The sequence below is a fragment of the Stenotrophomonas sp. Sm2128 genome (genome assembly GCF_030985535.1).
GTDB lineage: Bacteria > Pseudomonadota > Gammaproteobacteria > Xanthomonadales > Xanthomonadaceae > Stenotrophomonas > Stenotrophomonas maltophilia.
In genome coordinates this window covers 13,974-36,688 of record NZ_JAPTFQ010000018.1, presented here as the reverse complement: position 1 = coordinate 36,688, position 22,715 = coordinate 13,974, and the positions used below count along the sequence as shown (strand labels likewise).

Here is a 22,715-nt window from a genome sequence, read left to right as displayed (position 1 = left end):
CATTCATCGCGTGCCAACCAAGGTTGGCACCTACCGCAGGACGTTGAACCTTACCTGTGTCCACGCGCCATCTGCCGCCAGCGCGGTCAAGGTGTGCGCGCCCGGCTCGGCGAACTCGCGCTGCATCAGCTGCGCACCGCGCGTCTGTGCGATCCAGCGTCCATCGAGCAACCAGTCCACCGCCTGCTCGCTACCCAGCGCGCGTAGCTGCAGGCGTACGCCATGTTCCGAATTCGGCGCGCGCGCCAGCGTGGCGCCATCGTTGAGCCCATCGATGTGCAGCGCAACGCTGGCCTCGCGGCCATCATCACGGCAGTCCGGCGACAGCGCCGGCAGCTGCGAGGCTTCGCGCGTGGCCTTGGACAGCCACGGCGACAGCAACGCTGGCCAGCGCGCGATCTCGCGCGCGACTTCTTCGTGCGGCAAGCGGCAATCGGCTGACACGCGCAGACCGGTACGCGCATCGGCAAGGTAGCGCTGCCGACCCGGTTGCCAGCGCCGTGCCTCGCGTTCGGGGAAGGTCGGTGGTGCCGCGCCTTCCAGCAGATAGGCTGGCATCAGCCGCTGGCAGAGCGCAGCAGGCAGGCCTTCGGCACGCTCACCGGTCGGCCAGCAGATGTCTTCCTGGCTGACGCTGGCCGGCATCGGCGCAGCGGCCGAGTCACCGCGCTGGCGCGGCAGGCTGTCCACCACCTCGAACATCAGCGGCAGCGCGGTCACCGCGCCGTACTGGCCCGGTAGCGGTGTGCCGTCCGGCCGGCCCACCCACACGCCCACGGTGTAGTGGCGGGTGCTGCCGATCGCCCACGCATCGCGGTACCCGTAACTGGTGCCGGTCTTCCACGCCACGCGCGGGCGGCCACCGACATCGAACGTCCCGACGCTATACCCCGGCCGCGGATTCGATTCCAGCATCTCGCGCACGATCCAGCTGGCGCCTGGCCTCGCCAGGCGCCGCTCGATCATCGGTTCGTCATCGGTGTAGCGCACGCGCCCGGCGATGCCGTTGCGGTTGAGCGCGGCGAACGCACCGACCAGATCTTCCAGCCGCGCACCGGTGCCGCCCAGGATCAGCGACAGGTTGGGCGTGCTGCCCGGCGGGAAGCGCAGCTGGATGCCGGAGTGCGACAGGCGCGCAGCAAAGCGCGCCGGACCGACCCGCTGCAGCAGGTCCACCGAGGGCACGTTGAGTGACAGCCGCAGCGCGCTGGAGGCGCCGATCGGCCCATTGAAGGCCATGTCGAAGTTGCCGGGGCGGTAGCTGCCGAAACTCTGCGGCGCATCGACCAGCAGGCTTTCCGAATGGATCAGGCCATCGTCCAGCGCCATTGCATACAGGAACGGCTTGAGCGTGGAGCCCGGCGAACGCCAGGCCTGCACCATGTCCACGTGGCCGAGCCGCTGGCGGTCACCGAACGCCAGCGTGCCGACATAGGCACGCGCCTGCAGGGTCTGGTTGTCGACCACCAGCAGGGCCGCCGAAGTGCGCTCGGGCAGCGTGGAGAAGTAGCTGGCCACGCGTTCTTCCAGGGTGCGCTGCAGGCCGATGTCGATACTGCTCTGGATGCGTGCCTGGCCCGGATGCGCCGAGTGCAGGCGCTGCGCCAGCAACGCGGCATGCAGCGGCGGCCGCAGCGAGCGTGCGACCACGTTCTCGATGCGCGCATCTTCCACTTCTTCCGCTGTCCACGCGCCCAGCTCGGCCATGCGTGACAGCACCTTGTCGCGCGCCTTCTGCGCCGCTTCCGGATGGCGGTCCGGGCGCAGCCGGCTCGGCGCCTGCGGCAGCACCGCCAGCAACGCGGCCTCGGCATGCGACAGCTGCGCCGCCGGCTTGCCCAGGTAGGCCCAGCTGGCCGCTTCCACGCCCTCGATGGTGCCGCCGTAGGGTGCGCGCTCCAGGTACAGGGCCAGGATCTGCTGCTTGCTCAGGTGCACTTCCAGCTGCACCGCACGCAGCATCTGCTTGAGCTTGCCCCAGGGCGTGCGCGTATGCGGATCGAGGATGCGTGCGACCTGCATGGTCAGGGTCGAGCCACCGGACACGATCCGACCACCGCGCAACAGCTGGCCACTGGCACGCAGGATCGCCAGCGGGTTGATGCCCGGATGGCGCCAGAACCAGCGGTCTTCGTAGGTCAGCAGCGCCTGAAGGTACAGCGGCGAGACGCTGTCGGTCGATGCCGGATAACGCCACACGCCCTCGGCATCGGCGAACGCACGCAGCGGCGTGCCATCGGCAGCCACCACCAGAGTGCTGGTATCGCGCTGCTTCGGCAGCGGCGGCGGGAAGGCGAAATCCAGCACCAGCAGCAGTGCCAGCGTGGCCGCCGTACCCCAGCGCAGCCACGGCCACAGCGGCTGCAGCCGGCGGCGCAGGGCCGCCAGCCGGGTCGTCATCGTGTTCGTCATTGCAGCGTGCCGCATTGGAGCTTGCCAGCTGGACGGGCCGCACCGTCGCGGCCCGTCCGCGCGGTCACGGCTGTACCACCGTGATCGTGGTCGGGTTGCTGCGGCCGACGCCGCGCAGCTGCGGCCGGTACATGTCCTCCACCAGCGGCGGCGGCACCGAGTAGGTACCCGGGGTCACCGCGCGCACCAGGTAGAAGACGTTGGCCTTGCTGCCACGCGAGAGCTTCAGCGCGGCCACGTAGCGGTCGTCGCGGAATTCCTCGTGCTTGGTATCGGCCGCTTCACCCCGGTCGCTGATGGTGATGCCATCGACCACCACGTCGGCCCACTGCTTGGCATCGCCCAGGTTGAAGTTCTCGATCTCCAGGCCGGCCGGCAGGAGGTCGGTCAGCAGCGCATCGGGCATCGTGGTGTCGGCAGCGACGGTGACGCGCACGATCAGGGCTTCGCCTTCCTTCAGCGGGCGCGGTGACCACGGCTTGCCATCGGTGCCGTAGTAGCTGCGCTCGACGCCCAGCACGCTGTTGTCCGGTGCCGGTGCGCTGCGCGGGATGCCGGCCACGTCGATGCTGGCGAACATCGGCGGCTGGCCCTGCGGGGTGAAGCGCACGCCGCTGGCGAGTTCATTTGCGCTGAAGTTGCGGCCGAACAGCTTGCGTTCGCCGATGGCTTCGGTGTTGCCACCGATCACCAGTTCACCGGCCACCAGCGCCTTCTGGTTGGCGGCGAGCGCCTTGCCAAGGCGGGCAATCGCCACCTGTTCCTGTGTGCTCAGCCACATCCAGCCGGCATTGCGGCGCGCATCCAGGCCACGGCCGAGATCGACCGCACGCGCATCCCAGGCCGGCTTGGCCAGCTTGTTTTCATGGGTCAGCGCAATCATCAGCGCGTCATCACGGATCGCACTGCCGTAGTCGCCGAAGTACGACGGGCGTTCGCTGCTGGACTTGGCGAAGGCCGCCGCCAGCGCGGCCTGACCACGCTTGGCATCACCCTGCAGCGACAGCGCCACACCCAGGTGGACCAGCGACAGGCCGCCGACCGCCTTGCTGCGCTCGTTGTCGTACAGCGTGCGCAGGGTACCCAGCGGCGCACGGTTGACCCTGGCCAGCACGTAGCCCGAGTACGCCTGGTTGGCGAACTTCAGCTTCTCGCGGTCGTCCTGCCCATAGAACTGGTTGCCACCGGACAGCAGATCCTCGCTGAGGCGGTTGAGCGCCTTCTGCAGCACGTTGTCGGGCACCGCAAAACCGGCGTCCTTGGCATCGAGCAGGAACTCGGTGATGTACGGGGTCAGCCACGGGTTCACGTAGCCGTCGTCACCCCACATCGAGAAGTTGCCATTGGCCACCTGCATCGACGCCAGGCGGCCAAACGCACCTTCCATGCGCTCGCGGCGGGTCTTGGCATCCAGCCCGTCGGCACCGAGCATCGACGAAGTGGCCTGGTCCAGGATCAGCGCGGCGTAGCCCTTGCTGGTGGTCTGCTCGGCACAGCCATACGGGTAGTTCAATGCACCCTGCAGCGCACTGGCGAACGGGATCGGCGGCAGCGGGCTGACCAGCAGGCGGGCATTCACCGACTCGGCCATCAGGCCATCGGTCAGGCTGTTGTCGAGGCTGACCGCGGCCAACGGATCAAGCGTGCGCACCTGCGAACGCAGCACCTGCGGCCACGCCGCACGCACCGGCAGGTCGTAACGGCGATCGGCCTTGAAGCCGTTGCCGTCCACCCGCACCCGCACCTTGGCCACGCTGTGGCCCTCGCGTGCCGAAAGCGGGAAGCTCAACGTGGTCTTGGCGTCGGCATTCAACTGCACGCTGCGGCTGCCTTCGCCGAGGTTCAGCGGGCCCTCGCTTTCCACCTTCACGTTGAACTGGCCCGGCTTGCCGGTGAAGTTCTGCACATCCAGGGTCACGGTGCTGCGGTCGCCTGGAGCGAGCACGCGCGGCATGCTGGCTTCGGCGAGGATCGGCGCACGCACAACGGTTTCCACGTCGCGCTTGCCGTACTGGTCATCGCTGTAGACCAGTGCCGACACCCGCAGGGTGCCGTTGAAGTCCGGCACCTTCAGGCGGATGCGGGCGATGCCCTTGGCATCGAGCTGCACCGGGCCAGAGAACAGGTCCACGGTCTGCACGCGCGCGGTCGGGCGCTTGGCCTGCGGCAACGCCTGCAGCGCCATGTCGCCACCGAACTTCAGCTTGCCGGCACCGCCGTCAAAGCTCTCGATCACCCGGCTGTAGATGTCGTAGGCATCAATGCCGAGGCGACGCTGGGCGAAGAAGTGCGCACCGGCGTCGGGCACCGGGAAGCGGGTGATGTTGAGGATGCCCACGTCCACCGCCGAGACCGTGACGTGCGCCATTTTGCCGGCCAGCTGCGGTGCGCTGACCGTCACCGGCAGATCCTGTTCCGGTCGCATCTGCTTGGGCGCTGCCAGGCCGACGGCCACGGTGCGCCCCTTGCGGTCCATCGGTACGTGCACCACGCCCACCGCACGGGCCGGGGTGATCTTGCTCGGCGCACTGCCGCCGCGGAACACCAGCGCGGTGATGTAGACGTCGTGGCGCTCCCAGTCAGCAGTGACCGGAATCTTGAAGGTCGAACCCGGCTTGGCGTCGATGTCCTGCACGTACAGCATGCGATCGGTCTCGACCATCAGGATGCCCTTGCCGGCGTGCGGCGGGGTCACCGTCACCTCAAGCGTGTCGCCTGCCTTGTAGCCGGTCTTGTCCAGGCCCAGCTTGATCTTGTCCGGGCGCGCGTCCAGGCCGCGGTTGTCATCACCCCAGCTCCAGCCGGCGCGGAACGGGTAACGGCTGGTCAGGCCGGTGGACGGGTCGAACACGTCCACCCGGTACTCGCCCCACTCCACCGGGAAATCGAAGGCGACCGCACTGCTGCCGGCATCGACGGTGCGGGTTTCCTTGTTCTCGAAACGGCGGGTGAAATCGTAGTCCCAGCGGTTGTCGTTGAAGGTCCAGTGGTAGTCGCGCAGCTCGCGCACCAGGGTGATCTTCAGGCCCTTGGCCGGCTGCGGCGTACCAGCAGCATCCACGCGCATCAATTCGAAGCGCGCGTTGCCGTTGGAATCGGCACCGTCCTCCGGGTTGAACAGCGGGCGTACACCGACCAGGGCGTTGGCCGGCCACATCACCCGCTTCAGGGTACGGGTGACCGTGCGGCCACCGGTTTCATACAGGCTGCCGGACAGCACTACGGCAATCGGCGCCTTGGCCTTGGCTGCCTCTTCCGGCAACGCGACGTCCTCACGCAGCTGGCCGTTGCCCGGCAGCGTGGTATCGATCACGTCCTTGGCCTCGCGCGGCAGCTGCAGGGTCGGGTCACCGAAGAAATAGCCCGGCAGGCCCTCCACCGGCTTCTGCTCGGCGGCCACCGCCATGCGCGCGGTGAAGCGGTTGCCATCGGCCGGCGCGCCATACAGATAGGCACCATTGGCCTGCAGGCGCAGGTCCTCACCGGGCTTCAGCGTCTTCTGCGCGCTGTCCAGGTCCAGCTTCATGCGCTCGGGCAGGAACTCCTCGATGCGCAGGGTCATGCCCTGGATCGCTTCCTTGCTGGCCGGGTCGGTGCGGAACTCGACCTGCCAGCGCCCGGTCGGCGCCTCGGCGGGAATGACCTGCTCGAAGTTGATGTAGCCCTGGTCCCCCGGCTGCAGGCGGGTCTCGCGGAAGGTCTTGCCGTCGGGCTGCTTCAGGCGCAGGAATACCGGCTGCGCCTTGACCGGCTTGCCGTCGTTGTCGCGCAGCAGGGCGGACAGGCGCACCGTCTCGCCCGGGCGGTACAGGTCACGGCCGGACCAGGCGTAGACGTCGAACCACGCATTGTCACGGCCGGCCACGGCGAATTCGCTAAGATCCAGCGCCGGCTGGTTGAACGGCAGGAAGCTGGTGTCCTTGCCGGTGCTGGCGACCAGCACGTGGGTGGCATCCAGGGTGTAGTTCAGCAGCGCGTTGCCATTGCCATCGGTGCTGCCCTTCAGCACCACCTCGCCCTTGGCATCGAGCACGCGCAGGTCGATGCCCTTCAGCGGCGCGCCGTCCTTCAGGCCGGCGGTATGGACGAACAGCTTGTCCTTGTAGGCGCGGGTATGCAGGCCGATGTCGCTGACCGAGAAGAACGCGGTATCGAACTCGCCTTCGTAGTCACCGGTGCGCTTGAGCAGGGCGAAGTACAGGCCCGGCTCCTGCAGTTCCTTGATGTCCTGGGTCGGCAGGTAGGTCAGCACCCGCTCGTTCTTCTTGCCGCCCAGGATGAAGCGGTTGACGTAGACCGGCTCTGCCAGCTTGTTGATCGGGCTGCGCTCGTAGTCGCTGCTCAGCTCCCAGCTGCCGCGGCGGCCACCGCGCTGGTACTGGCTGAAGAAGGTCGGCAGGTCCTTCTCGCGCACGCGCAGGAACTCGACGTCGACCTCCGGCACGTTCACCGAGACCACCGGCAGGCCACGACTGTCCTTGGCCGGCAGCACGCTGCCCTGCGAGGCGAAGCCGACCACCGGTTTCAGCTCGCCGCTGAACACCTTCTGTTTCAGTTCCTTGCCCAGGCGGCTGCCATCGGCGGCCAGCAGGTTCGGCGAGACCACCAGGCTGAACTCCTTGCCGGCCTCGACGAACGGGTAGCGCAGGGTCAGGCCGTCATCGGACAGCGTCCAGCTGCTGTCGTCGGTGCCGACCTTCTCTTCGAAGCGCACCAGCTTGTCGAAATCCTGGGTACCGACCAGCGGGCGCGAGAACTCCAGCGCCAGCGACAGGCCGTCATTCTTCTGGTCCGGGTAGGCACGCAGCAGGGTGAATTCCTTCACCTGCTCGGCCTTGGTGGTGATGGCTTCACCGCTGGCCTTGGGCAGCTGCCCGCTGTCATTGCGGCAGCCGGCCAGGCCCAGCAACAGGCCTCCTGCCAGTACCGCCGCCGCCCATCCCCACCGCTTCCGCCGTGCCGGACCGCTCATGTCGTCACTCCTTGATCGAGGCGGCCATTATAGGCAGGCCGCGTCAAGGTGTTGACGCGATTTCGGCAATTGCCCCAAGTGTGGGTAGTGCCGGCGGAACTTGTCCATCAGCAGCGGAATGCCTTCCTCGCGACGGCGCGCGTGGCCCAGCGGGTACTCCACCAGTACCTCGGGCAGCTCGGTGCCATCGGTGAAGCGCACGCTCAGGCCGTTGGCGATGCTGCGCTTGTCCGGGTCCAGGTAATCGGCGCTGAGCTGCGGGTCTTCATGGCAGGCCATCTTCGCTCGCAGTGCGTCGATGCGCGGGTCGGCGGCAACGTCGTCCTCGTAATCCTCGGCCGTCAACCGCCCGTGCAGCAGCGCGATGGCGACCATGTACTGCACGCAGTGGTCGCGGTCGGCCGGGTTATGCAGTGGGCCCTGCTTGTCGATGATGCGGATGCAGGCTTCCTGGGTCCGGATCGCGATGTGCGCGATGTCCTCGACCCGCCGCCCCATCGCACGCAACTGCTGGTGCAGCATGACCGCGGCCTCCACTGCGGTCTGGCCGTGGAACTCGGCCGGGTAGCTGATCTTGAACAGCACGTTCTCCATCACATAGCTGCCCAGCGGTCGCCCCAGCGTCAGTGCCTGACCGCGCATGGACACGGCCTCGAAGCCCCAGGTTGGCGCGCTGAGCACGCTGGGATAGCCCATCTCACCACTGGCCGCCATCAAGGCCAGGCGCACGCCACGGCTGGTCGCATCGCCGGCCGCCCAGCTCTTGCGCGAGCCGGTGTTGGGTGCGTGCCGGTAGGTGCGCAGCGCTTGGCCATCGACCCAGGCCAGCGACAGCGCATTGAGCATGCGCTCGCGGTCCAGCCCGAGCAGTTGGGCGACCACGGCAGTGGTGGCCACCTTGACCAGCACCACGTGGTCCAGCCCGACCCGGTTGAAGGAGTTCTGCAGCGCCAGCACGCCCTGGATCTCATGCGCCTTGATCATCGCCAGCAGCACGTCGTGCACGGTCGGCGGCGGACGACGCAGAGCCTGCGCGTTGCGCCCCAGCCAGTCGCAAACAGCCAAGATGCCGCCGAGATTGTCGGAAGGATGGCCCCACTCGGCAGCCAGCCAGGTGTCGTTGAAATCCAGCCAGCGCACCATTGCGCCGAGATTGAAGGCGGCCTGCACCGGGTCCAGCACGTAGTGCGTGCCCGGCACGCGCGCGCCGTTGACCACGCTGATGCCCGGCACCAGTGGACCGAGCAGCTTGCTGCAGGCCGGGAAAGAAAGTGCCTCCAGTCCGCACCCAAGCGTATCGAGCAGGCAGTGGTGCGCGGTCTGGAACGCCAGCGGTGAGTCGGTGCGTGCGTCGCGCACGTAATCGACGATGTCCACCAGCAGCGCATCCCACGCTGCACGCTCGTTGGATGGGGTGTGGCTGTCGGACATCGTCGATCTCCTCGTTGCGGTGCACGGTTGCTCGTGCACCATGCCAACCAAGGTTGGCATCTACCAAAGCAATCGATCTCTGCGGCCCGGTAGTCGCCAACCTTGGTTGGCGTTTACCAACGCATCACTCGGCCGGTACCCGCACCTTGCCTTCCATCAATACGCGGGCGCTGCGGCTCATGATGGCCTTGGTCACTGTCCACTGGCCGTCAACGAGTGCCGCCTGCGCACCCACGCGCAACGTGCCGGAGGGATGGCCGAACGTCACCGCTTCGCGTTCGCCGCCGCCGGCGGCGCGATTGACCAGCGTGCCCGGAATCGCCGCGGCGGTACCGATCGCCACGGCGGCGGTACCCATCATCGCGTGGTGCAGCTTGCCCATCGACAACGCGCGCGCATGCAGGTCGATCGCCGAGGCCGGGATGGCCTTGCCACTGGACGACACATAGTCCTGAGCCGGTGCAACGAACGCCACCTTCGGCGTGTGCTGGCGCGTCGCCGCGTCCTCCAGGTCTTTGATCAGACCCATGCGCAAGGCGCCGTAGGCGCGGATCTTCTCGAAGCGCTCCAGCGCTCCCTTGTCCTCGTTGATCGCCGGTTGCAGCTCGATACCGGTGTAGCCGAGGTCGGCGGCGTTGAGGAAGATGGTCGGGATGCCGGCGGTGATCATGGTCACCTCGAAGCTGCCCACGCCGGGCACGTCCAATGTATCGACCAGATTGCCGGTCGGGAACATCGCGCCCGCATCACCGTCATCGGACGGATCGATGAATTCCAGCTGGATCTCGGCCGCCGGGAAGGTCACGCCATCCAGCTCGAAATCGCCGGTCTCCTGCACTTCGCCATCGCGCATCGGCACATGGGCGATGATGGTCTTGCCGATGTTGGCCTGCCAGATGCGTACGGTGCACAGGCCATCGCGCGGCACCCGGGCCGGATCGATCAGCCCATTGGCGATCGCAAACGGACCCACCGCGGTGCTGAGGTTGCCACAATTGCCGCTCCAGTCGACGAAGGCGGTATCGATCGAGACCTGGCCGTACAGGTAGTCCACATCGTGGTCCGGCACCGAAGCGGTGGAGATGATCACGCATTTGCTGGTGCTGGACGTTGCACCGCCCATGCCATCGGTCTGCTTGCCATACGGATCGGGCGAGCCGATCACGCGCATCAGCAGGGCATCGCGTGCTGCGCCCGGCACCCGCGCGGCCTCGGGCAGGTCCTGCAGGCGGAAGAACACGCCCTTGCTGGTGCCGCCGCGCATGTAGGTGGCGGGAATACGGAGTTGCGGGAGGAAGGTCATGGATCAGTATCCTGGATGCGACGAACCAATATCGGGGTTGAGCTTCTCGTCTTCGAACAGTGCTTCCATGCCCCGCGAAGCATTCCAGATGCGCACGATGGAAACGTGCGCAGGTAGCTCCACGTAGTAGACCAGGTAGCCGTTGAAGCGACGAACCGGATGAAAACGCAATGGCGCTGGCAGCGAGGGCAACAGATCCGCATGCAGTGCGGAACCAGCACCCGGGTGGGCCTCGATCAGCTTGACGACGGATTCCACCGCATCGATGAAGCCGATTTCCAGCACTTCTCCGCCCTGATCTGCATACCAAGCTGCTGCCTGGTCAAGATCTCGAACCGCTGCAGGGGACCAGTGCGAAGGTTTCACTTGCGGTTCCGTGCACGCTCACGGAGCTTGTCAAAGTGATCCGGCGCCAGAGGCGCCGAAGGTCCCGACGCCAGCCCCTCGGCAATCAGCTGCTTGAGCAGCTCTTCAGCCTTGCTGCGCTGGCGCTGGCGGATCAGGTCACGCACATAGTCCGACGTACTGGAGTAGCCGCCTTCGCGCACTTCTTCGTCCACGAACTGCTTGAGCGGATCGGTCAGCGAAATGTTCATGGTGGCCATGAAACCCTCCTTTGGCAGTTTTTGCCAAGCCAGTGTGCGCCCTGCCCTGGGGTCGGACAAGCCCGCCCCCGGCCTCCGGGGGCGGGCATTCAGCCGGCTATCACGCCACCCTGGCGCCTTCCAGGAAGTCCTGGGCGAAGCGCTGCAGCACGCCGCCGGCCTCGTAGATCGCCACTTCCTCGTCGCTGTCCAGGCGGCAGGTGACCGGCACGATCACGTCCTGGCCGTCGCGGCGGTGGATGACCAGGGTCAGCTCGGCACGCGGGGTACGCTCGCCGACCACGTCAAAGGTTTCGGTACCGTCGATCCCCAGAGTCAGGCGGGTGGTGCCCGGCTTGAACTCCAGCGGCAGCACGCCCATGCCGATCAGGTTGGTGCGGTGAATGCGCTCGAAGCCCTCGGCCACGATCGCCTCCACGCCGGCCAGGCGCACGCCCTTTGCGGCCCAGTCACGGGAGCTGCCCTGGCCGTAGTCGGCGCCGGCGATGATGATCAGCGGCTGCTTGCGCTGCATGTAGGTCTCGATCGCCTCCCACATGCGCATCACCTTGCCTTCCGGCTCCACGCGCGCCAGCGAACCCTGCTTCACGCTGCCGTCGTCATTGCGCACCATTTCGTTGAACAGCTTCGGATTGGCGAAGGTGGCGCGCTGCGCGGTCAGGTGGTCGCCGCGATGCGTGGCGTAGGAATTGAAGTCCTCTTCCGGCAGGCCCATCTTCGCCAGGTATTCGCCGGCGGCACTGGACGCCAGGATCGCGTTGGACGGCGACAGGTGGTCGGTGGTGATGTTGTCCGGCAGCACCGCCAGCGCGCGCATGCCTGCCAGCGTGCGCTCGCCGGCCAGTGCGCCCTCCCAGTACGGAGGACGACGGATGTAGGTGCTCTGCGGGCGCCAGTCGTACAGCGGGCTGACCGCGGTGCCGTGCTCCACGCGCACGTTGAACATCGGGTTGTAGACCTTGCGGAACTGCTCGGGCTTCACCGAGGCCTTCACCACCGCGTCGATCTCGGCATCGCTGGGCCAGATGTCCTTCAGGCGCACTTCGTTGCCGTCGGCATCCACGCCCAGCACGTCCTTCTCGATATCGAAGCGGACGGTGCCGGCGATGGCATAGGCGATCACCAGCGGCGGCGACGCCAGGAAGGCCTGCTTGGCGTACGGATGGATGCGGCCATCGAAGTTGCGGTTACCCGACAGCACGGCCGTGGAATACAGGTCACGGTCGATGATTTCCCGCTGGATCTTCGGATCCAGCGCACCACTCATGCCATTGCAGGTAGTGCAGGCGAAGGCGACGATGCCGAAGCCGAGCTGCTCCAGGTCCGGCAGCAGGCCGGATTCTTCCAGGTACAGCTGGACGGCCTTGGAACCCGGCGCCAGCGACGACTTCACCCACGGCTTGCGCTGCAGGCCACGCGCGTTGGCGTTGCGCGCCAGCAGAGCTGCGGCGATCACGTTGCGCGGATTGGATGTGTTGGTGCAGCTGGTGATGGCCGCGATGATCACCGCGCCATCGGGCATCAGACCCTGCGCCTGCTCGGCCTTGCCCGCTTCCAGCTTGGCCTCGTCGGCGATGCCGCGCTCGGCCAGCTCGGCAGTGGCCACGCGCTTGTGCGGGTTGGACGGGCCAGCCATGTTGCGCACCACGCTGGACAGGTCGAAGCGCAGCACGCGCTCGTACTGCGCGGTCGCCAGATCGTCGGCCCACAGACCGGTGGTACGTGCGTAGTTTTCCACCAGCGCTACCTGCGACTCCTCGCGCCCGGTCAGGCGCAGGTAATCGGTGGTCTGCGCGTCGATGTAGAACATCGCGGCGGTGGCCCCGTATTCGGGGCACATGTTGGAGATGGTGGCACGGTCACCGATGGTCAGTGCCGCGGCACCCTCGCCGAAGAATTCAAGCCACGCGCCGACCACGCGTTCCTTGCGCAGGAACTCGGTCAGCGCCAGCACCACGTCGGTGGCGGTGATGCCCGGCTGCGGGCGGCCAGTCAGTTCGACACCGACGGTGTCGGGCAGGCGCATCCACGACGCGCGGCCCAGCATCACGTTCTCCGCTTCCAGACCACCCACACCAATGGCGATCACACCCAGCGCATCCACGTGCGGGGTGTGGCTGTCGGTGCCCACGCAGGTATCCGGGAAGGCCACGCCGTCCTGCACGTAGATCACCGGAGACATCTTCTCCAGGTTGATCTGGTGCATGATGCCGTTGCCCGGCGGAATCACATCCACGTTCTGGAATGCCTGCTTGGTCCAGTCGATGAAGTGGAAACGGTCTTCATTGCGACGATCTTCGATCGCGCGGTTCTTCTCGAACGCCTGCGGATCGAAACCACCGCACTCCACCGCCAGCGAGTGATCGACGATCAGCTGCACCGGCACAACCGGGTTGACCTTGGCCGGGTCGCCACCCTTGTCGGCGATCGCATCACGCAGGCCGGCCAGGTCGACCAGCGCGGTCTGGCCGAGGATGTCGTGGCAGACCACGCGCGCCGGGAACCACGGGAAATCGAGGTCGCGACGGCGCTCGATCAGCTGCTTCAGCGAATCGCCGAGCGTGGCCGGATCGCAGCGACGCACCAGGTTCTCGGCCAGCACGCGCGAGGTGTACGGCAGGGTGGCGTAGGCGCCGGGCTGGATCGCATCGACAGCGGCACGCGCGTCGAAATAATCCAGCGCGCTGCCGGGGAGGTTCTTGCGGTAATCGGTATTCATGGGCTGGCGGAGTACTTGGAGCGGGCCGGGTGCCGGCGGTGCGGCGGCGAAAGCACCCGGCCGGCACGCGGCCGGCCGGATGGGTACGGCAGGTGGATCAGACGCGCTTGTCGATGGCGACGAAGTCGCGGTCTTCCGGACCGATGTAGTTGGCGCTCGGGCGGATGATCTTGCCGTCGATACGCTGCTCGACGATGTGCGCGCTCCAGCCGGCGGTGCGGGCGATCACGAACAGGGGAGTGAACATCGCGGTCGGCACGCCCATCATGTGGTAGCTGACAGCGCTGAACCAGTCCAGGTTCGGGAACATCTTCTTGATGTCCCACATCACCGATTCCAGGCGCTCGGCGATGTTGTACATCTTCATGCTCGACTGCTCTTCGGACAGCTCGCGGGCCACGTCCTTGATCACCTTGTTGCGCGGATCAGAGACGGTGTAGACCGGGTGGCCGAAACCGATCACCACTTCCTTGCGCTCGACGCGGGCCTTGATGTCTTCCTCGGCCTCATCGGGACTGTCGTAGCGCTTCTGCACTTCGAACGCCACTTCGTTGGCGCCGCCGTGCTTCGGACCGCGCAGCGCGCCGATGCCACCGCAGATCGCGCTGTACATGTCGCTGCCGGTGCCGGCGATGACGCGGCAGGTGAACGTCGAGGCGTTGAACTCATGCTCCGCGTACAGGATCAGCGAGGTGTGCATCGCCTTCACCCACGATTCCTGCGGCTTCTCGCCGTGCAGCAGGTGCAGGAAGTGGCCACCGATCGAGTCATCGTCGGTTTCCACGTCGATGGCACGGCCGTTGTGGCTCCAGTGGTACCAGTACAGCAGCATCGAACCGAGGCAGGCCATCAGCTTGTCGGCGATGTCACGCGCGCCCGGATGGTTGTGGTCGTCCTTCTCCGGCGCCACGCAGCCGAGCACGGACACGCCGGTACGCATCACGTCCATCGGGTGTGCCGACGGCGGAAGCTCTTCCAGCGCCGCCTTCACCGCAGCAGGAATGCCACGCAGCGACTTCAGTTTGGCCTTGTACGAAACCAGCTCGGCGCGGGTCGGCAGCTTGCCATGCACCAGCAGGTAGGCGATTTCCTCGAACTCGCTGGTGTTGGCCAGGTCCAGGATGTCGTAGCCACGGTAGTGCAGGTCGTTGCCACTACGGCCCACGCTGCACAGCGCGGTGTTGCCGGCGGCGGTGCCGGACAGGGCGACGGACTTCTTCGGCTTGAAGGTCGGGGTTGCGGTCGTATCGTTCATGTTTCCCTCCGAAAACTTGATGGTGCAGGGTACTGCTTATTTCTTGGCGGCGAACAGTGCATCGAGCTGCTGCTCGAAGGCGTGGTAGCCGATGCGGTCGTAGAGTTCTTCGCGGGTCTGCATGGTCTCCACCACGTTGCGCTGGTGGCCATCGCGGCGCACCGCCTGGTAGACGTTCTCGGCGGCCTTGTTGGCAGCGCGGAAGGCCGACAGCGGGAACAGCTGGATCGCAACGCCGGCAGAAGCCAGTTCATCGCGGCTGAACAGCGGGGTGGCGCCGAATTCGGTGATGTTGGCCAGCACCGGCACCTTCACCGCGTCGACGAAGCGGCGATAGGTGTCCAGGTCGTAGGCCGCCTCGGCGAAGATGCCGTCCGCACCGGCCTCGACACAGGCGATGGCGCGCTCGATGGCCTTGTCCACGCCGTCCACCTGGATGGCATCGGTACGCGCGATCAGGAAGAAGTCCGGATCGGTCTTGGCATCGGCAGCCGCCTTCACGCGGTCGACCATTTCACCCTGCGAGACGATTTCCTTGCCCGGGCGGTGACCGCAGCGCTTGGCGCCGACCTGGTCTTCGATGTGGCAGGCGGCCGCGCCGGCCTTGATCAGCGACTTCACGGTGCGCGCGATGTTGAACGCGCTCGGGCCGAAGCCGGTGTCGATGTCGACCATCAACGGCAGGTCGCAGACATCAGTGATGCGGCGCACGTCCACCAGCACGTCTTCCAGGGTGTTGATGCCCAGGTCCGGCAGGCCCAGCGAGCCCGCGGCAACACCGCCGCCGGACAGGTAGATGGCGCGGAAGCCGGCGCGCTTGGCCAGCAGGGCGTGGTTGGCGTTGATCGCGCCGATCACCTGCAGCGGCGATTCGGCAGCCAGCGCCTCGCGGAAGCGGGCACCGGCGGAGAAAGGAGTGGAAGCGGTCATGCGGCAATCCAGGTTGAAGTACGGGATAGAGAGGGCAAGCACCATGCCAAGCTGCAAGCCGTTGATTTCACGGGAATGACTCCCACGCAATAGTGAAACATTTGAAACATTGAAACAGATGTATCATGAAACACCCCATCCAACGCGCGCCGCCATGTACCTGCCCCGCTCGCCCCTGCGCCACGCCGATGCCGACCCCAGTCGGCCGGTGATCTGGACCGTCAGCGTCTCGCGGCTGACCGGTCTTCTCGGCGACGTCATTCCCGAGTTCGATCGCCGCGCGCGTATCGAGCAGATCAACCTCGGCTTCGAGGAAGCGGTGGACGTGATCGGCCAGCGCCTGCGCCGCGAGCACTGCGACGTGGTCATCGCCGGCGGCTCCAACGCGGCCTGGCTGCGCAGCCGGCTGGAGCTGCCGCTGGTGCCGATCCAGGCCAACGGCTTCGACCTGATGGAAGCCTTGGCGCGCGCACGGCGGATCGCCGGCCGTATCGGCCTGGTCACCCACGCCAGCGACGTGCCGGTGTTCAGCAACTTCCAGCAGAGCTTCGGCTTGGACATCGAGCATCGCCGCTTCGTCACCCGCGAGGACGCCCGCGACTGCATCGCCGACCTGCGCGCCAACGGCATCGAGGTGATCGTCGGCACCGGCATGGCCATCGACCACGCCGAACAGGCCGGACTGCCCGGCGTGCTGCTGTACTCGGCAGATTCGGTACGGCAAGCGTTCGAGCACGCGTTGGAACTGACCCAGACCCTGGCCCGCTCCGGCGGCAGCCGGCCCGCGCCGCGCCGCCGTGCCGCACCGCGCAGCGATGCCCACGACCTGCTCGGCGACAGCGAGGCCATGGCACAGGTGCGCGCACAGATCGCGCTGTACGCCCCGCATGACAGCACCGTACTGGTCACCGGCGAAACCGGCACCGGCAAGGAACTGGTGGCGCGCCAGCTGCACGCCGCCAGCGGACGCCGTGGCCGCTTCGTGGCACTGAACTGTGGCGCGATCAGCGAATCGCTGCTGGAGGCGGAGCTGTTCGGCTACAGCGATGGCGCCTTCACCGGCGCACGCCGTGGCGGCCGCGTCGGCCTGGTCGAGGCCGCTGACGGCGGCACCCTGTTCCTGGATGAAATCGGCGAACTTCCGCTGCCACTGCAGACCCGCCTGCTGCGGGTGCTGGAAGAACGCGAGGTACTGCGTGTCGGCGCCACCGAACCGACCCCGGTCGACCTTCGCGTGGTGGCCGCGACCCTGCAGTCGCTCGAGCAGCGCGTGGCGGCCGGCAGCTTCCGCCGCGACCTGTATTACCGCCTGGCCGCGCTGCGCATCGCCCTGCCCGCACTGTGTGCCCGGCGCGGTGACATCCCGCTGCTGGCGCAGCATTTCTTCCGCCAGCTGCGTGGTATCGACGCGCCACTGGATGCGGAGGCACTGGCGGTGCTGAGCGCGGCCGGGTGGCCGGGAAACGTGCGCGAACTGCGCAATCTGGTGGATCGGCTGCGCATCCATTGGCAACCCGGTGAAGGGCTGATTGATGCCGCGCGACTGCTGCAGCTGGCACCCGAACTGGTGAATGAGGGCGCCGCTGCGATACCGGTGGAAAGCAACGGCAAGCGGCCGCCGCGTGCGCAGTTGGAAACGCTGTTGCAGGAACACCGCAATGACCGCGAGGGGATGGCGCAGGCGCTGGGCGTCTCACGCACCACACTCTGGCGCTGGCTGCGCGCGGCGGGATTGTAACCACTCGTTGCCCGGCGGGTGCGAACCTTGGTTCGCACCGCTTTTCCCAATCACCCCATCCACGCATGGCGTGGATCTACTGGAGCGTCCAGGCGCTACAGCACGCTCGTCGGCCGGGCGCCGAATATAGTGCAATCAGCGTGCCCAACGCGCTTCGATGGCGAACCGTCCACTCCCCACTGCGGCAATCCACAACAGCAACACACCCAGCGGCACCTCGCTCAGGTAGAAGAACCAGCTCAACCAATCCGGCACGCTCAGTCCCGCAGGAATGCGCGCGATGCCATCGGTCAGCGCTGCCACCGCACAGATCCCCGCCAGCAGCAGGGCCGAAGGCCGGCTGAGCAGGCCCAGCACCAGCAGGCCGCCCGCAATCCATTCAATGCCGCCGAGCACCGGCGCACTGAACACCGGGAACGGGATCCCCGCATCAACCAGCGTATGCACCATGCGTTCGCGGCCCGCATCGGTGAACACCTTGTTCCAGCCGGACACGCAGAACATCACCCCGGCGACGATGCGGGCGATCAACAGCAGGAACGCTTCCACGCCGTGACGCCGCGGCGGCACCGCAAACAGGCAACGCCAGGAGGGCATGGCAACTCCGGAAGTCGAGATCATCCATCGGAGTGTGCCGGTTATGGGCCTGCTCGCAGATGAAGCAAGCCGGTCCATTTGCGACAGCCTGCTCTTGTGGAGTCGAGCCCTGCTCGACTGCCTCATGCGTCGGAGCAGCAGCCGAGCAGGGCTCGACTCTACAAAAGGCGTGCGTCGGCCAGCAGAAGCTCGATCTCCTCAACCTGCACCACCGGCACCTGCCACGGATGATGCGGCACGATGCCCTGTTCGAAAATGCGCTGCAGCCGCTGCGGATCGCGCGGCAGGCAGAATTCCAGGCGTACGCTGTCGACCACTTCGGTGCGCCCCACCTCACCCTGTACGGGCGACGCACCCACGCGCGGGCGGAACTGTTCAAAGCCCGGCGCCGACCACCACATGCCGTGCTCGTAGTCGCCGGCCGCCAGCGCATCCACCGCCAGGATGCCCTGCTTCACTGCGCCCAGTGCTGCCGACGGCACGAACACCACCATGCGGTACAGCGCCACGCGATTCACGCCGATGGCTCCAGCGGCATGCGGAAATAGACGACCCGTTCGGTCTCTTCGAAGCCGCAGGCCCGATGCGCGGCGTGAGCCTGCACGTCTTCCACGCGACTGTCCGAAGCCAGTTCGCGGCAGCCCGCATCGCGCGTCCACGCCTGCACTGCCGCCAGCAGGGCGCGGCCGACGCCGCGGCCTTGCCACTGCGGCTGCACGTACCAGCCCTCCAGGAACCCCACCGGAGAAGACTCGGTGCCGTTCACGTAGTCATGGCGCAGGCGCACTTCAGCGAAACCAACCGCCTCGCCATCCGCCGCACAGGCCAAGAACACAGCACCTTCGGCATCTGCCAGCGACTGCGTCAGTTCCTCCAGCGGATCATCGGCATCAGGCCACAGGCCGAGACGCAACTGCGCCCATGCGGCCGCATCGGCCGGCGTGGCCTGGCGGATCGTGGGCGCGCTGGCGATCACGGGTACAGCAGGCGCTTGCTCCAGCGCCCTTCGGCGCCGGCTTCATAGCACCAGCGTTCGTGCAGGCGGAACTGCGCGCCGTACCAGAACTCGATGCGGTCGGGCACCACGCGCAGGCCGCTCCAGCCCTCCGGGCGCGGCACGTCCTTGCCCTCGAAGCGGGCTTCGACCTCGGCCACGCGCGCATCGAATTCCTCGCGCGTTGCCAGCGTCTTCGACTGCTGCGAGGCCCACGCGCCGATCTGGCTCATGCGCGGGCGGCTGGCGAAATAGGCATCGGCTTCGGCGTCGGCGACCTGCTCGACACGGCCTTCAATGCGCACCTGGATACCGGCCTCGCGCAGGCTGCGCCACAGGAACAACAGCGCGGCCTGCGGATTGGCCTGCAGCTCCTGGCCCTTGTGGCTGTCCAGGTGGGTGTAGAACACGAAACCACGCTCATCGAACGCCTTCAGCAGCACGGTACGTGCCGAGGGACGGCCGTGCGTATCGGCAGTGGCCACGGTCATCGCGTTCGGCTCGACCTCGCGGCTCTGTTTGGCCTCTTCGAACAGGCCGGCAAACGTGGACAGGGCTTCGGCGTACAGGTCGCTCATGATTGCGTTCTTCTCACACGGATTGGGCTATTGTGGCTGCATGGCCGCTGCTGCGTATATGCCCCAGGTGAAAGGATTCCCCGAAACATTGGCCGAACAGGTGCTGGACGATGCACTGGGCAGCGGTGCAGCGGTTCCAGTATTGGCGATCAGCGGCCTGCAGGGGAGCGGCAAATCGACGCTGGCCGCGCAGGTGGTGGCGCGCGCCCAGTCGCGCGGCCTGAACGCCGCCACGCTGTCCATCGATGACGTCTACCTGACCCGCGCGCAGCGGCAGCGGCTGGCCCGCCAGGTGCACCCGCTGCTGATCACCCGAGGCCCGCCGGGCACCCATGACCTGCCGTTGGCCCATGCAGTGCTGGACGCCGTGGCCACACGCCAGCCCTTCGCGATGCCGCGCTTCGACAAGCTGGCCGATGAACGCCTGCCCGAAGCGCACTGGCCGCGCCTGCAGCAACCGCTGGACCTGCTGGTCTTCGAAGGCTGGTTCCTGGGCACCCCCGCGCAGGATGACGGCGCGCTGGACAGCCCGTTGAACGCACTGGAGCGCGAAGCCGACGCCGATGGTCGCTGGCGGCGCTGGTGCAACCAGGCGCTGGCCCGCGACTACCCGGCGCTGTGGCAGCGCTGCGACCGCCTGTGGTTCCTGCAGCCGCCGGATTTCTCGGTGGTACCGCGCTGGCGCTGGCAGCAGGAGCAGAACCTGCAGGCCGCGCAGCCGGGCCGGCACGGCATGAGCCGGCCACAGCTGGAGCGCTTCGTGCAGTACTACGAGCGGGTCAGCCGCCAGGCGCTGCATGCCCTGCCCGCCCTGGCCGACCACGTGGTGGTGCTGGACGGCCAGCGACAGGTGCAGGACGTGCGCTGAGCGCGCCTATTCCACCAGGAAGGTCACCCGCAGGTTGACCCGCCATTCGGTGATTTCGCCGCTGCCATTGGTCACCACCTTGGTCTCGTTCACCCAGGCGCCCTGGATGCCCTTGACCGTCTCGGAGACCTTCTTCAGACCGCTGCGCACGGCGTCCTCCACGCTCTTCGGCGAGGAGGCGGTGATTTCGATGACCTTCGCGACCGTCATGGCCTGTACTCCGGTTGGCGCGGGAAACCCCGCAGGAACGCCTACCCTGACGTGAAGGACGTAAAGGCCAGGGCACGGAGGTGTTAGCATCACAGGGCATGAATCCTGCTCCGAACCTGATCCTGATCGGCCCGATGGGCGCCGGCAAAACCTGCATCGGCCGCCGCCTGGCCGAGCGCTTCACGCTGGACTTCGTCGATGTCGACCAGGCCATCGTCGATGCCGCCGGCGCCAGCATCCCGACCATTTTCGAGCACTCCGGCGAAGCCGGCTTCCGCAGCCATGAACGCGAGGCGCTTGCCCGCGTGCTGGAAGGTCGCGGCCAGCTGGTCTCCACCGGCGGCGGCGCGGTGCTGGATCCTGGCAACCGTGCGTTGATCGCCCAGCGCGGCTTCGTGGTCTACCTGCGGGTCAGCGTGAACGCGCAGCTGGAACGCCTGGCCCGCGACAAAGGCAGGCCGCTGCTGCAGCGCCCGGACCGTGAGCAGGTGCTGCACGATCTGGCCGCGCACCGCGACCCGCTGTACCGCGAACTGGCCGACATCACCCTTGATACCGACCCGTACACCGCTGCCGACGCGACCGCCCACCTGGTGGTCAAGCTGGCCACGCAATGGCAGCGCCAGGACCTGACCCCATGACTTCCCCCGCCCTGCTGCAGGTCGCCGTCGGCGGCGACCGCCCTTACTCCATCACCATCGGCGCCGGTGCGCAGGCAGACGGCATCGCGCTGGCCTCGCATGTGCGTGGCCGCCACGTGCTTTTGCTCAGCGACAGCGAAGTGGCCCCGCGCTATCTGGATGCCGTGAAGCAGACCCTTCTGACCGCACGCCCCGACCTGATCGTCGGCGAGCATGTGCTGGCCGCGGGCGAAGCCTCCAAGACGCTGGCCGAATTCGGCCGTGCCATCGAAGCGCTGGCCGCGCTTGGCGCCACCCGCGACGCCTGCGTGTTCGCCCTCGGCGGCGGCGTGGTCGGTGATCTCGCCGGCTTCGCCGCGGCCTGCTGGATGCGCGGCGTGGACTGCGTGCAGCTGCCGACCACCCTGTTGGCGATGGTCGATTCGTCGGTGGGCGGCAAGACTGCGGTCGACATCCCGGCCGGCAAGAACCTGGTCGGCGCGTTCCATCCGCCGCGCGCGGTGATCGCCGATACCCGTGTGCTGGCCACCCTGCCGCCGCGCGAGCTGCGTGCCGGCCTGGCCGAAGTGGTGAAGTACGGCGCGCTGGGTGATGCCGTGTTCTTCGAATGGCTGCAGCAGCATGCCGATGCGCTGCTGGCCGGCGAGGATGCGGTACTGGCCGAAGCCATCGCGCGCAGCTGCAGGCACAAGGCCGCCATCGTCGAGCGTGATCCGTTCGAGAAGGGCGAGCGCGCCCTGCTCAACCTCGGCCATACCTTCGGCCATGCCATCGAAACCGAGCAGGGCTACTCGGCCCCGGGCCGCGATGCGCTGAACCACGGCGAGGCGGTGGCGGTGGGCATGGTGCTGGCCGCGAAGCTGTCCACCGATCTGGGCCTGGCCGACGATGCCGATCGCGCACGCCTGCAGGCGCTGCTGGAACGGCTCGGCCTGCCGGTGTCGATCCCGGCCGGGCTGGACCCGCAGGCCCTGCTCGGCCGCATGCGGCTGGACAAGAAGAATGTGGCCGGCCGCCTGCGCCTGGTGCTGTGGCGCGGCGTGGGCCGCGCCGAAGTGGTGCCGGACGTGGATGAGGCGGCGGTGCTGAAGGTACTGTCGGCCCGGTAGTCCGGCCGCTGGCCGGCAACGTCAGCAACGAGGAAGCCGGCCAGCGGCCGGCACGACCGCGTTGCGGCCGGGGTCACCCTGGCCCCGCTACAATCGGCCCATGCACGTCTACCTGCAACATCCCGACGCCGGTGCGCAGGCACCGCGCTTCCTGCGCCTGAGCCTGCAGCCGGACCTGTTCGGCGGCTGGGAGCTGCTGCGCGAGAGCGGCCGCGTCGGCAACCGCTCGCAGCTGCGGCGCGAGCTGTTTCTGCAGGCTGACGAAGCCCGTCATGCCTTCGAGAAGGCCCGCGATGCCGAACTGCATCGCGGCTTCCAGATCCTCTCGCACGGCGACTGACGCCGCTGCCAAC

General features: G+C 67.3%; 19 protein-coding genes. 5 read left to right on the top strand and 14 right to left on the bottom strand.

The features are described from left to right. Positions 1 to 30: 30 nt before the first annotated feature. The 9 genes from pbpC to prpB form a co-directional block, all read right to left on the bottom strand. Positions 31 to 2,412, bottom strand: coding sequence for a penicillin-binding protein 1C (gene pbpC / locus O0K41_RS07515; RefSeq protein ID WP_308304476.1), 2,382 nt, complete (start codon positions 2,410 to 2,412; stop codon positions 31 to 33). 64 nt (positions 2,413 to 2,476) lie between these two features. Continuing rightward, positions 2,477 to 7,384 (bottom strand): alpha-2-macroglobulin, encoded by a 4,908-nt coding sequence (locus O0K41_RS07510; RefSeq protein WP_049450966.1) that lies wholly within the window; start codon positions 7,382 to 7,384, stop codon positions 2,477 to 2,479. 27 nt (positions 7,385 to 7,411) lie between these two features. Further along, positions 7,412 to 8,815, bottom strand: coding sequence for a bifunctional 2-methylcitrate dehydratase/aconitate hydratase (locus tag O0K41_RS07505; RefSeq protein WP_308304475.1), 1,404 nt, complete (start codon positions 8,813 to 8,815; stop codon positions 7,412 to 7,414). 124 nt (positions 8,816 to 8,939) lie between these two features. Beyond that, positions 8,940 to 10,118 carry a 2-methylaconitate cis-trans isomerase PrpF gene (prpF, locus tag O0K41_RS07500; RefSeq protein WP_123958874.1) on the bottom strand — a complete coding sequence of 393 codons (1,179 nt, stop codon included), beginning with the start codon at positions 10,116 to 10,118 and terminating at the stop codon, positions 8,940 to 8,942. A gap of 3 nt (positions 10,119 to 10,121) precedes the next feature. Next, positions 10,122 to 10,484: a type II toxin-antitoxin system RelE/ParE family toxin gene (locus O0K41_RS07495; protein ID WP_123958875.1), complete on the bottom strand. Its 363-nt coding sequence runs from the start codon at positions 10,482 to 10,484 to the stop codon at positions 10,122 to 10,124. After that, on the bottom strand, positions 10,481 to 10,723 hold the full coding sequence (locus O0K41_RS07490) for a type II toxin-antitoxin system ParD family antitoxin (protein WP_005410653.1): 243 nt from the start codon (positions 10,721 to 10,723) through the stop codon (positions 10,481 to 10,483). Before O0K41_RS07490 ends, O0K41_RS07495 begins: the two co-directional genes overlap by 4 nt. Before the next feature lie 100 nt (positions 10,724 to 10,823). Beyond that, positions 10,824 to 13,442: a Fe/S-dependent 2-methylisocitrate dehydratase AcnD gene (gene acnD / locus O0K41_RS07485; protein WP_088436311.1), complete on the bottom strand. Its 2,619-nt coding sequence runs from the start codon at positions 13,440 to 13,442 to the stop codon at positions 10,824 to 10,826. A gap of 97 nt (positions 13,443 to 13,539) precedes the next feature. After that, entirely contained in the window at positions 13,540 to 14,697 is a 1,158-nt protein-coding gene (gene prpC / locus O0K41_RS07480; RefSeq protein WP_005410655.1) for a 2-methylcitrate synthase, read from the bottom strand. Between the two features lie 36 nt (positions 14,698 to 14,733). Beyond that, positions 14,734 to 15,627, bottom strand: a complete 894-nt coding sequence (gene prpB / locus O0K41_RS07475; RefSeq protein ID WP_010482769.1) for a methylisocitrate lyase — start codon at positions 15,625 to 15,627, stop codon at positions 14,734 to 14,736. A 154-nt stretch (positions 15,628 to 15,781) separates the two neighbouring features. Here prpB and prpR point away from each other — a divergent pair, with 154 nt between their 5' ends. Beyond that, positions 15,782 to 17,365, top strand: coding sequence for a propionate catabolism operon regulatory protein PrpR (prpR, locus tag O0K41_RS07470; protein WP_164222983.1), 1,584 nt, complete (start codon positions 15,782 to 15,784; stop codon positions 17,363 to 17,365). Positions 17,366 to 17,500: 135 nt separating this feature from the next. Here the strand turns inward: prpR and O0K41_RS07465 are convergent, their stop codons facing one another. The 4 genes from O0K41_RS07465 to pdxH all read right to left on the bottom strand — a co-directional run bounded on the left by O0K41_RS07465 (position 17,501) and on the right by pdxH (position 19,534). Continuing rightward, positions 17,501 to 17,962, bottom strand: coding sequence for a DoxX family protein (locus O0K41_RS07465; RefSeq protein ID WP_164222980.1), 462 nt, complete (start codon positions 17,960 to 17,962; stop codon positions 17,501 to 17,503). A gap of 158 nt (positions 17,963 to 18,120) precedes the next feature. Beyond that, positions 18,121 to 18,480 carry a hypothetical protein gene (locus O0K41_RS07460; RefSeq protein WP_049450980.1) on the bottom strand — a complete coding sequence of 120 codons (360 nt, stop codon included), beginning with the start codon at positions 18,478 to 18,480 and terminating at the stop codon, positions 18,121 to 18,123. Continuing rightward, the gene (gene aac(6')-Iz / locus O0K41_RS07455) at positions 18,477 to 18,938 is read right to left on the bottom strand and encodes an aminoglycoside N-acetyltransferase AAC(6')-Iz (protein ID WP_080353122.1); all 462 of its coding nucleotides are present in this window, start codon (positions 18,936 to 18,938) and stop codon (positions 18,477 to 18,479) included. The genes O0K41_RS07460 and aac(6')-Iz overlap by 4 nt, the downstream gene beginning before the upstream one ends. Further along, positions 18,935 to 19,534 carry a pyridoxamine 5'-phosphate oxidase gene (gene pdxH / locus O0K41_RS07450; protein ID WP_005414153.1) on the bottom strand — a complete coding sequence of 200 codons (600 nt, stop codon included), beginning with the start codon at positions 19,532 to 19,534 and terminating at the stop codon, positions 18,935 to 18,937. Before pdxH ends, aac(6')-Iz begins: the two co-directional genes overlap by 4 nt. A 40-nt stretch (positions 19,535 to 19,574) precedes the next feature. Here pdxH and O0K41_RS07445 point away from each other — a divergent pair, with 40 nt between their 5' ends. Further along, complete coding sequence (locus O0K41_RS07445) at positions 19,575 to 20,402, top strand: kinase (RefSeq protein WP_049450982.1); 828 nt, start codon at positions 19,575 to 19,577, stop codon at positions 20,400 to 20,402. A 6-nt stretch (positions 20,403 to 20,408) separates the two neighbouring features. On the opposite strand, the gene O0K41_RS07440 is transcribed toward O0K41_RS07445, so the two are convergent. Continuing rightward, the gene (locus tag O0K41_RS07440) at positions 20,409 to 20,612 is read right to left on the bottom strand and encodes a dodecin family protein (RefSeq protein ID WP_005410663.1); all 204 of its coding nucleotides are present in this window, start codon (positions 20,610 to 20,612) and stop codon (positions 20,409 to 20,411) included. Positions 20,613 to 20,710: 98 nt separating this feature from the next. Here O0K41_RS07440 and O0K41_RS07435 point away from each other — a divergent pair, with 98 nt between their 5' ends. From O0K41_RS07435 to O0K41_RS07425, 3 genes are all read left to right on the top strand, one after another. Continuing rightward, complete coding sequence (locus O0K41_RS07435; RefSeq protein ID WP_012481014.1) at positions 20,711 to 21,253, top strand: shikimate kinase; 543 nt, start codon at positions 20,711 to 20,713, stop codon at positions 21,251 to 21,253. Next, positions 21,250 to 22,362 (top strand): 3-dehydroquinate synthase, encoded by a 1,113-nt coding sequence (gene aroB, locus O0K41_RS07430; RefSeq protein ID WP_123958879.1) that lies wholly within the window; start codon positions 21,250 to 21,252, stop codon positions 22,360 to 22,362. Before O0K41_RS07435 ends, aroB begins: the two co-directional genes overlap by 4 nt. A gap of 100 nt (positions 22,363 to 22,462) precedes the next feature. Then, positions 22,463 to 22,702: a WGR domain-containing protein gene (locus tag O0K41_RS07425; protein ID WP_005410666.1), complete on the top strand. Its 240-nt coding sequence runs from the start codon at positions 22,463 to 22,465 to the stop codon at positions 22,700 to 22,702. The last annotated feature ends 13 nt before the right edge of the window (positions 22,703 to 22,715 follow it).

What these genes read in the sequence shown, in the direction of transcription:
- pbpC (WP_308304476.1), bottom strand. Translation starts at nt 2,412, where the DNA reads ATGACGAACACGATGACGACCCGGCTGGCGGCCCTGCGCCGCCGGCTG.
- prpC (WP_005410655.1), bottom strand. Translation starts at nt 14,697, where the DNA reads ATGAACGATACGACCGCAACCCCGACCTTCAAGCCGAAGAAGTCCGTC.
- O0K41_RS07465 (WP_164222980.1), bottom strand. Translation starts at nt 17,962, where the DNA reads ATGCCCTCCTGGCGTTGCCTGTTTGCGGTGCCGCCGCGGCGTCACGGC.
- O0K41_RS07445 (WP_049450982.1), top strand. Translation starts at nt 19,575, where the DNA reads ATGGCCGCTGCTGCGTATATGCCCCAGGTGAAAGGATTCCCCGAAACA.
- O0K41_RS07505 (WP_308304475.1), bottom strand. Translation starts at nt 8,815, where the DNA reads ATGTCCGACAGCCACACCCCATCCAACGAGCGTGCAGCGTGGGATGCG.
- acnD (WP_088436311.1), bottom strand. Translation starts at nt 13,442, where the DNA reads ATGAATACCGATTACCGCAAGAACCTCCCCGGCAGCGCGCTGGATTAT.
- O0K41_RS07440 (WP_005410663.1), bottom strand. Translation starts at nt 20,612, where the DNA reads ATGACGGTCGCGAAGGTCATCGAAATCACCGCCTCCTCGCCGAAGAGC.
- O0K41_RS07510 (WP_049450966.1), bottom strand. Translation starts at nt 7,384, where the DNA reads ATGAGCGGTCCGGCACGGCGGAAGCGGTGGGGATGGGCGGCGGCGGTA.
- pdxH (WP_005414153.1), bottom strand. Translation starts at nt 19,534, where the DNA reads ATGAGCGACCTGTACGCCGAAGCCCTGTCCACGTTTGCCGGCCTGTTC.
- prpB (WP_010482769.1), bottom strand. Translation starts at nt 15,627, where the DNA reads ATGACCGCTTCCACTCCTTTCTCCGCCGGTGCCCGCTTCCGCGAGGCG.
- O0K41_RS07425 (WP_005410666.1), top strand. Translation starts at nt 22,463, where the DNA reads ATGCACGTCTACCTGCAACATCCCGACGCCGGTGCGCAGGCACCGCGC.
- prpR (WP_164222983.1), top strand. Translation starts at nt 15,782, where the DNA reads ATGTACCTGCCCCGCTCGCCCCTGCGCCACGCCGATGCCGACCCCAGT.
- O0K41_RS07435 (WP_012481014.1), top strand. Translation starts at nt 20,711, where the DNA reads ATGAATCCTGCTCCGAACCTGATCCTGATCGGCCCGATGGGCGCCGGC.
- aroB (WP_123958879.1), top strand. Translation starts at nt 21,250, where the DNA reads ATGACTTCCCCCGCCCTGCTGCAGGTCGCCGTCGGCGGCGACCGCCCT.
- O0K41_RS07490 (WP_005410653.1), bottom strand. Translation starts at nt 10,723, where the DNA reads ATGGCCACCATGAACATTTCGCTGACCGATCCGCTCAAGCAGTTCGTG.
- prpF (WP_123958874.1), bottom strand. Translation starts at nt 10,118, where the DNA reads ATGACCTTCCTCCCGCAACTCCGTATTCCCGCCACCTACATGCGCGGC.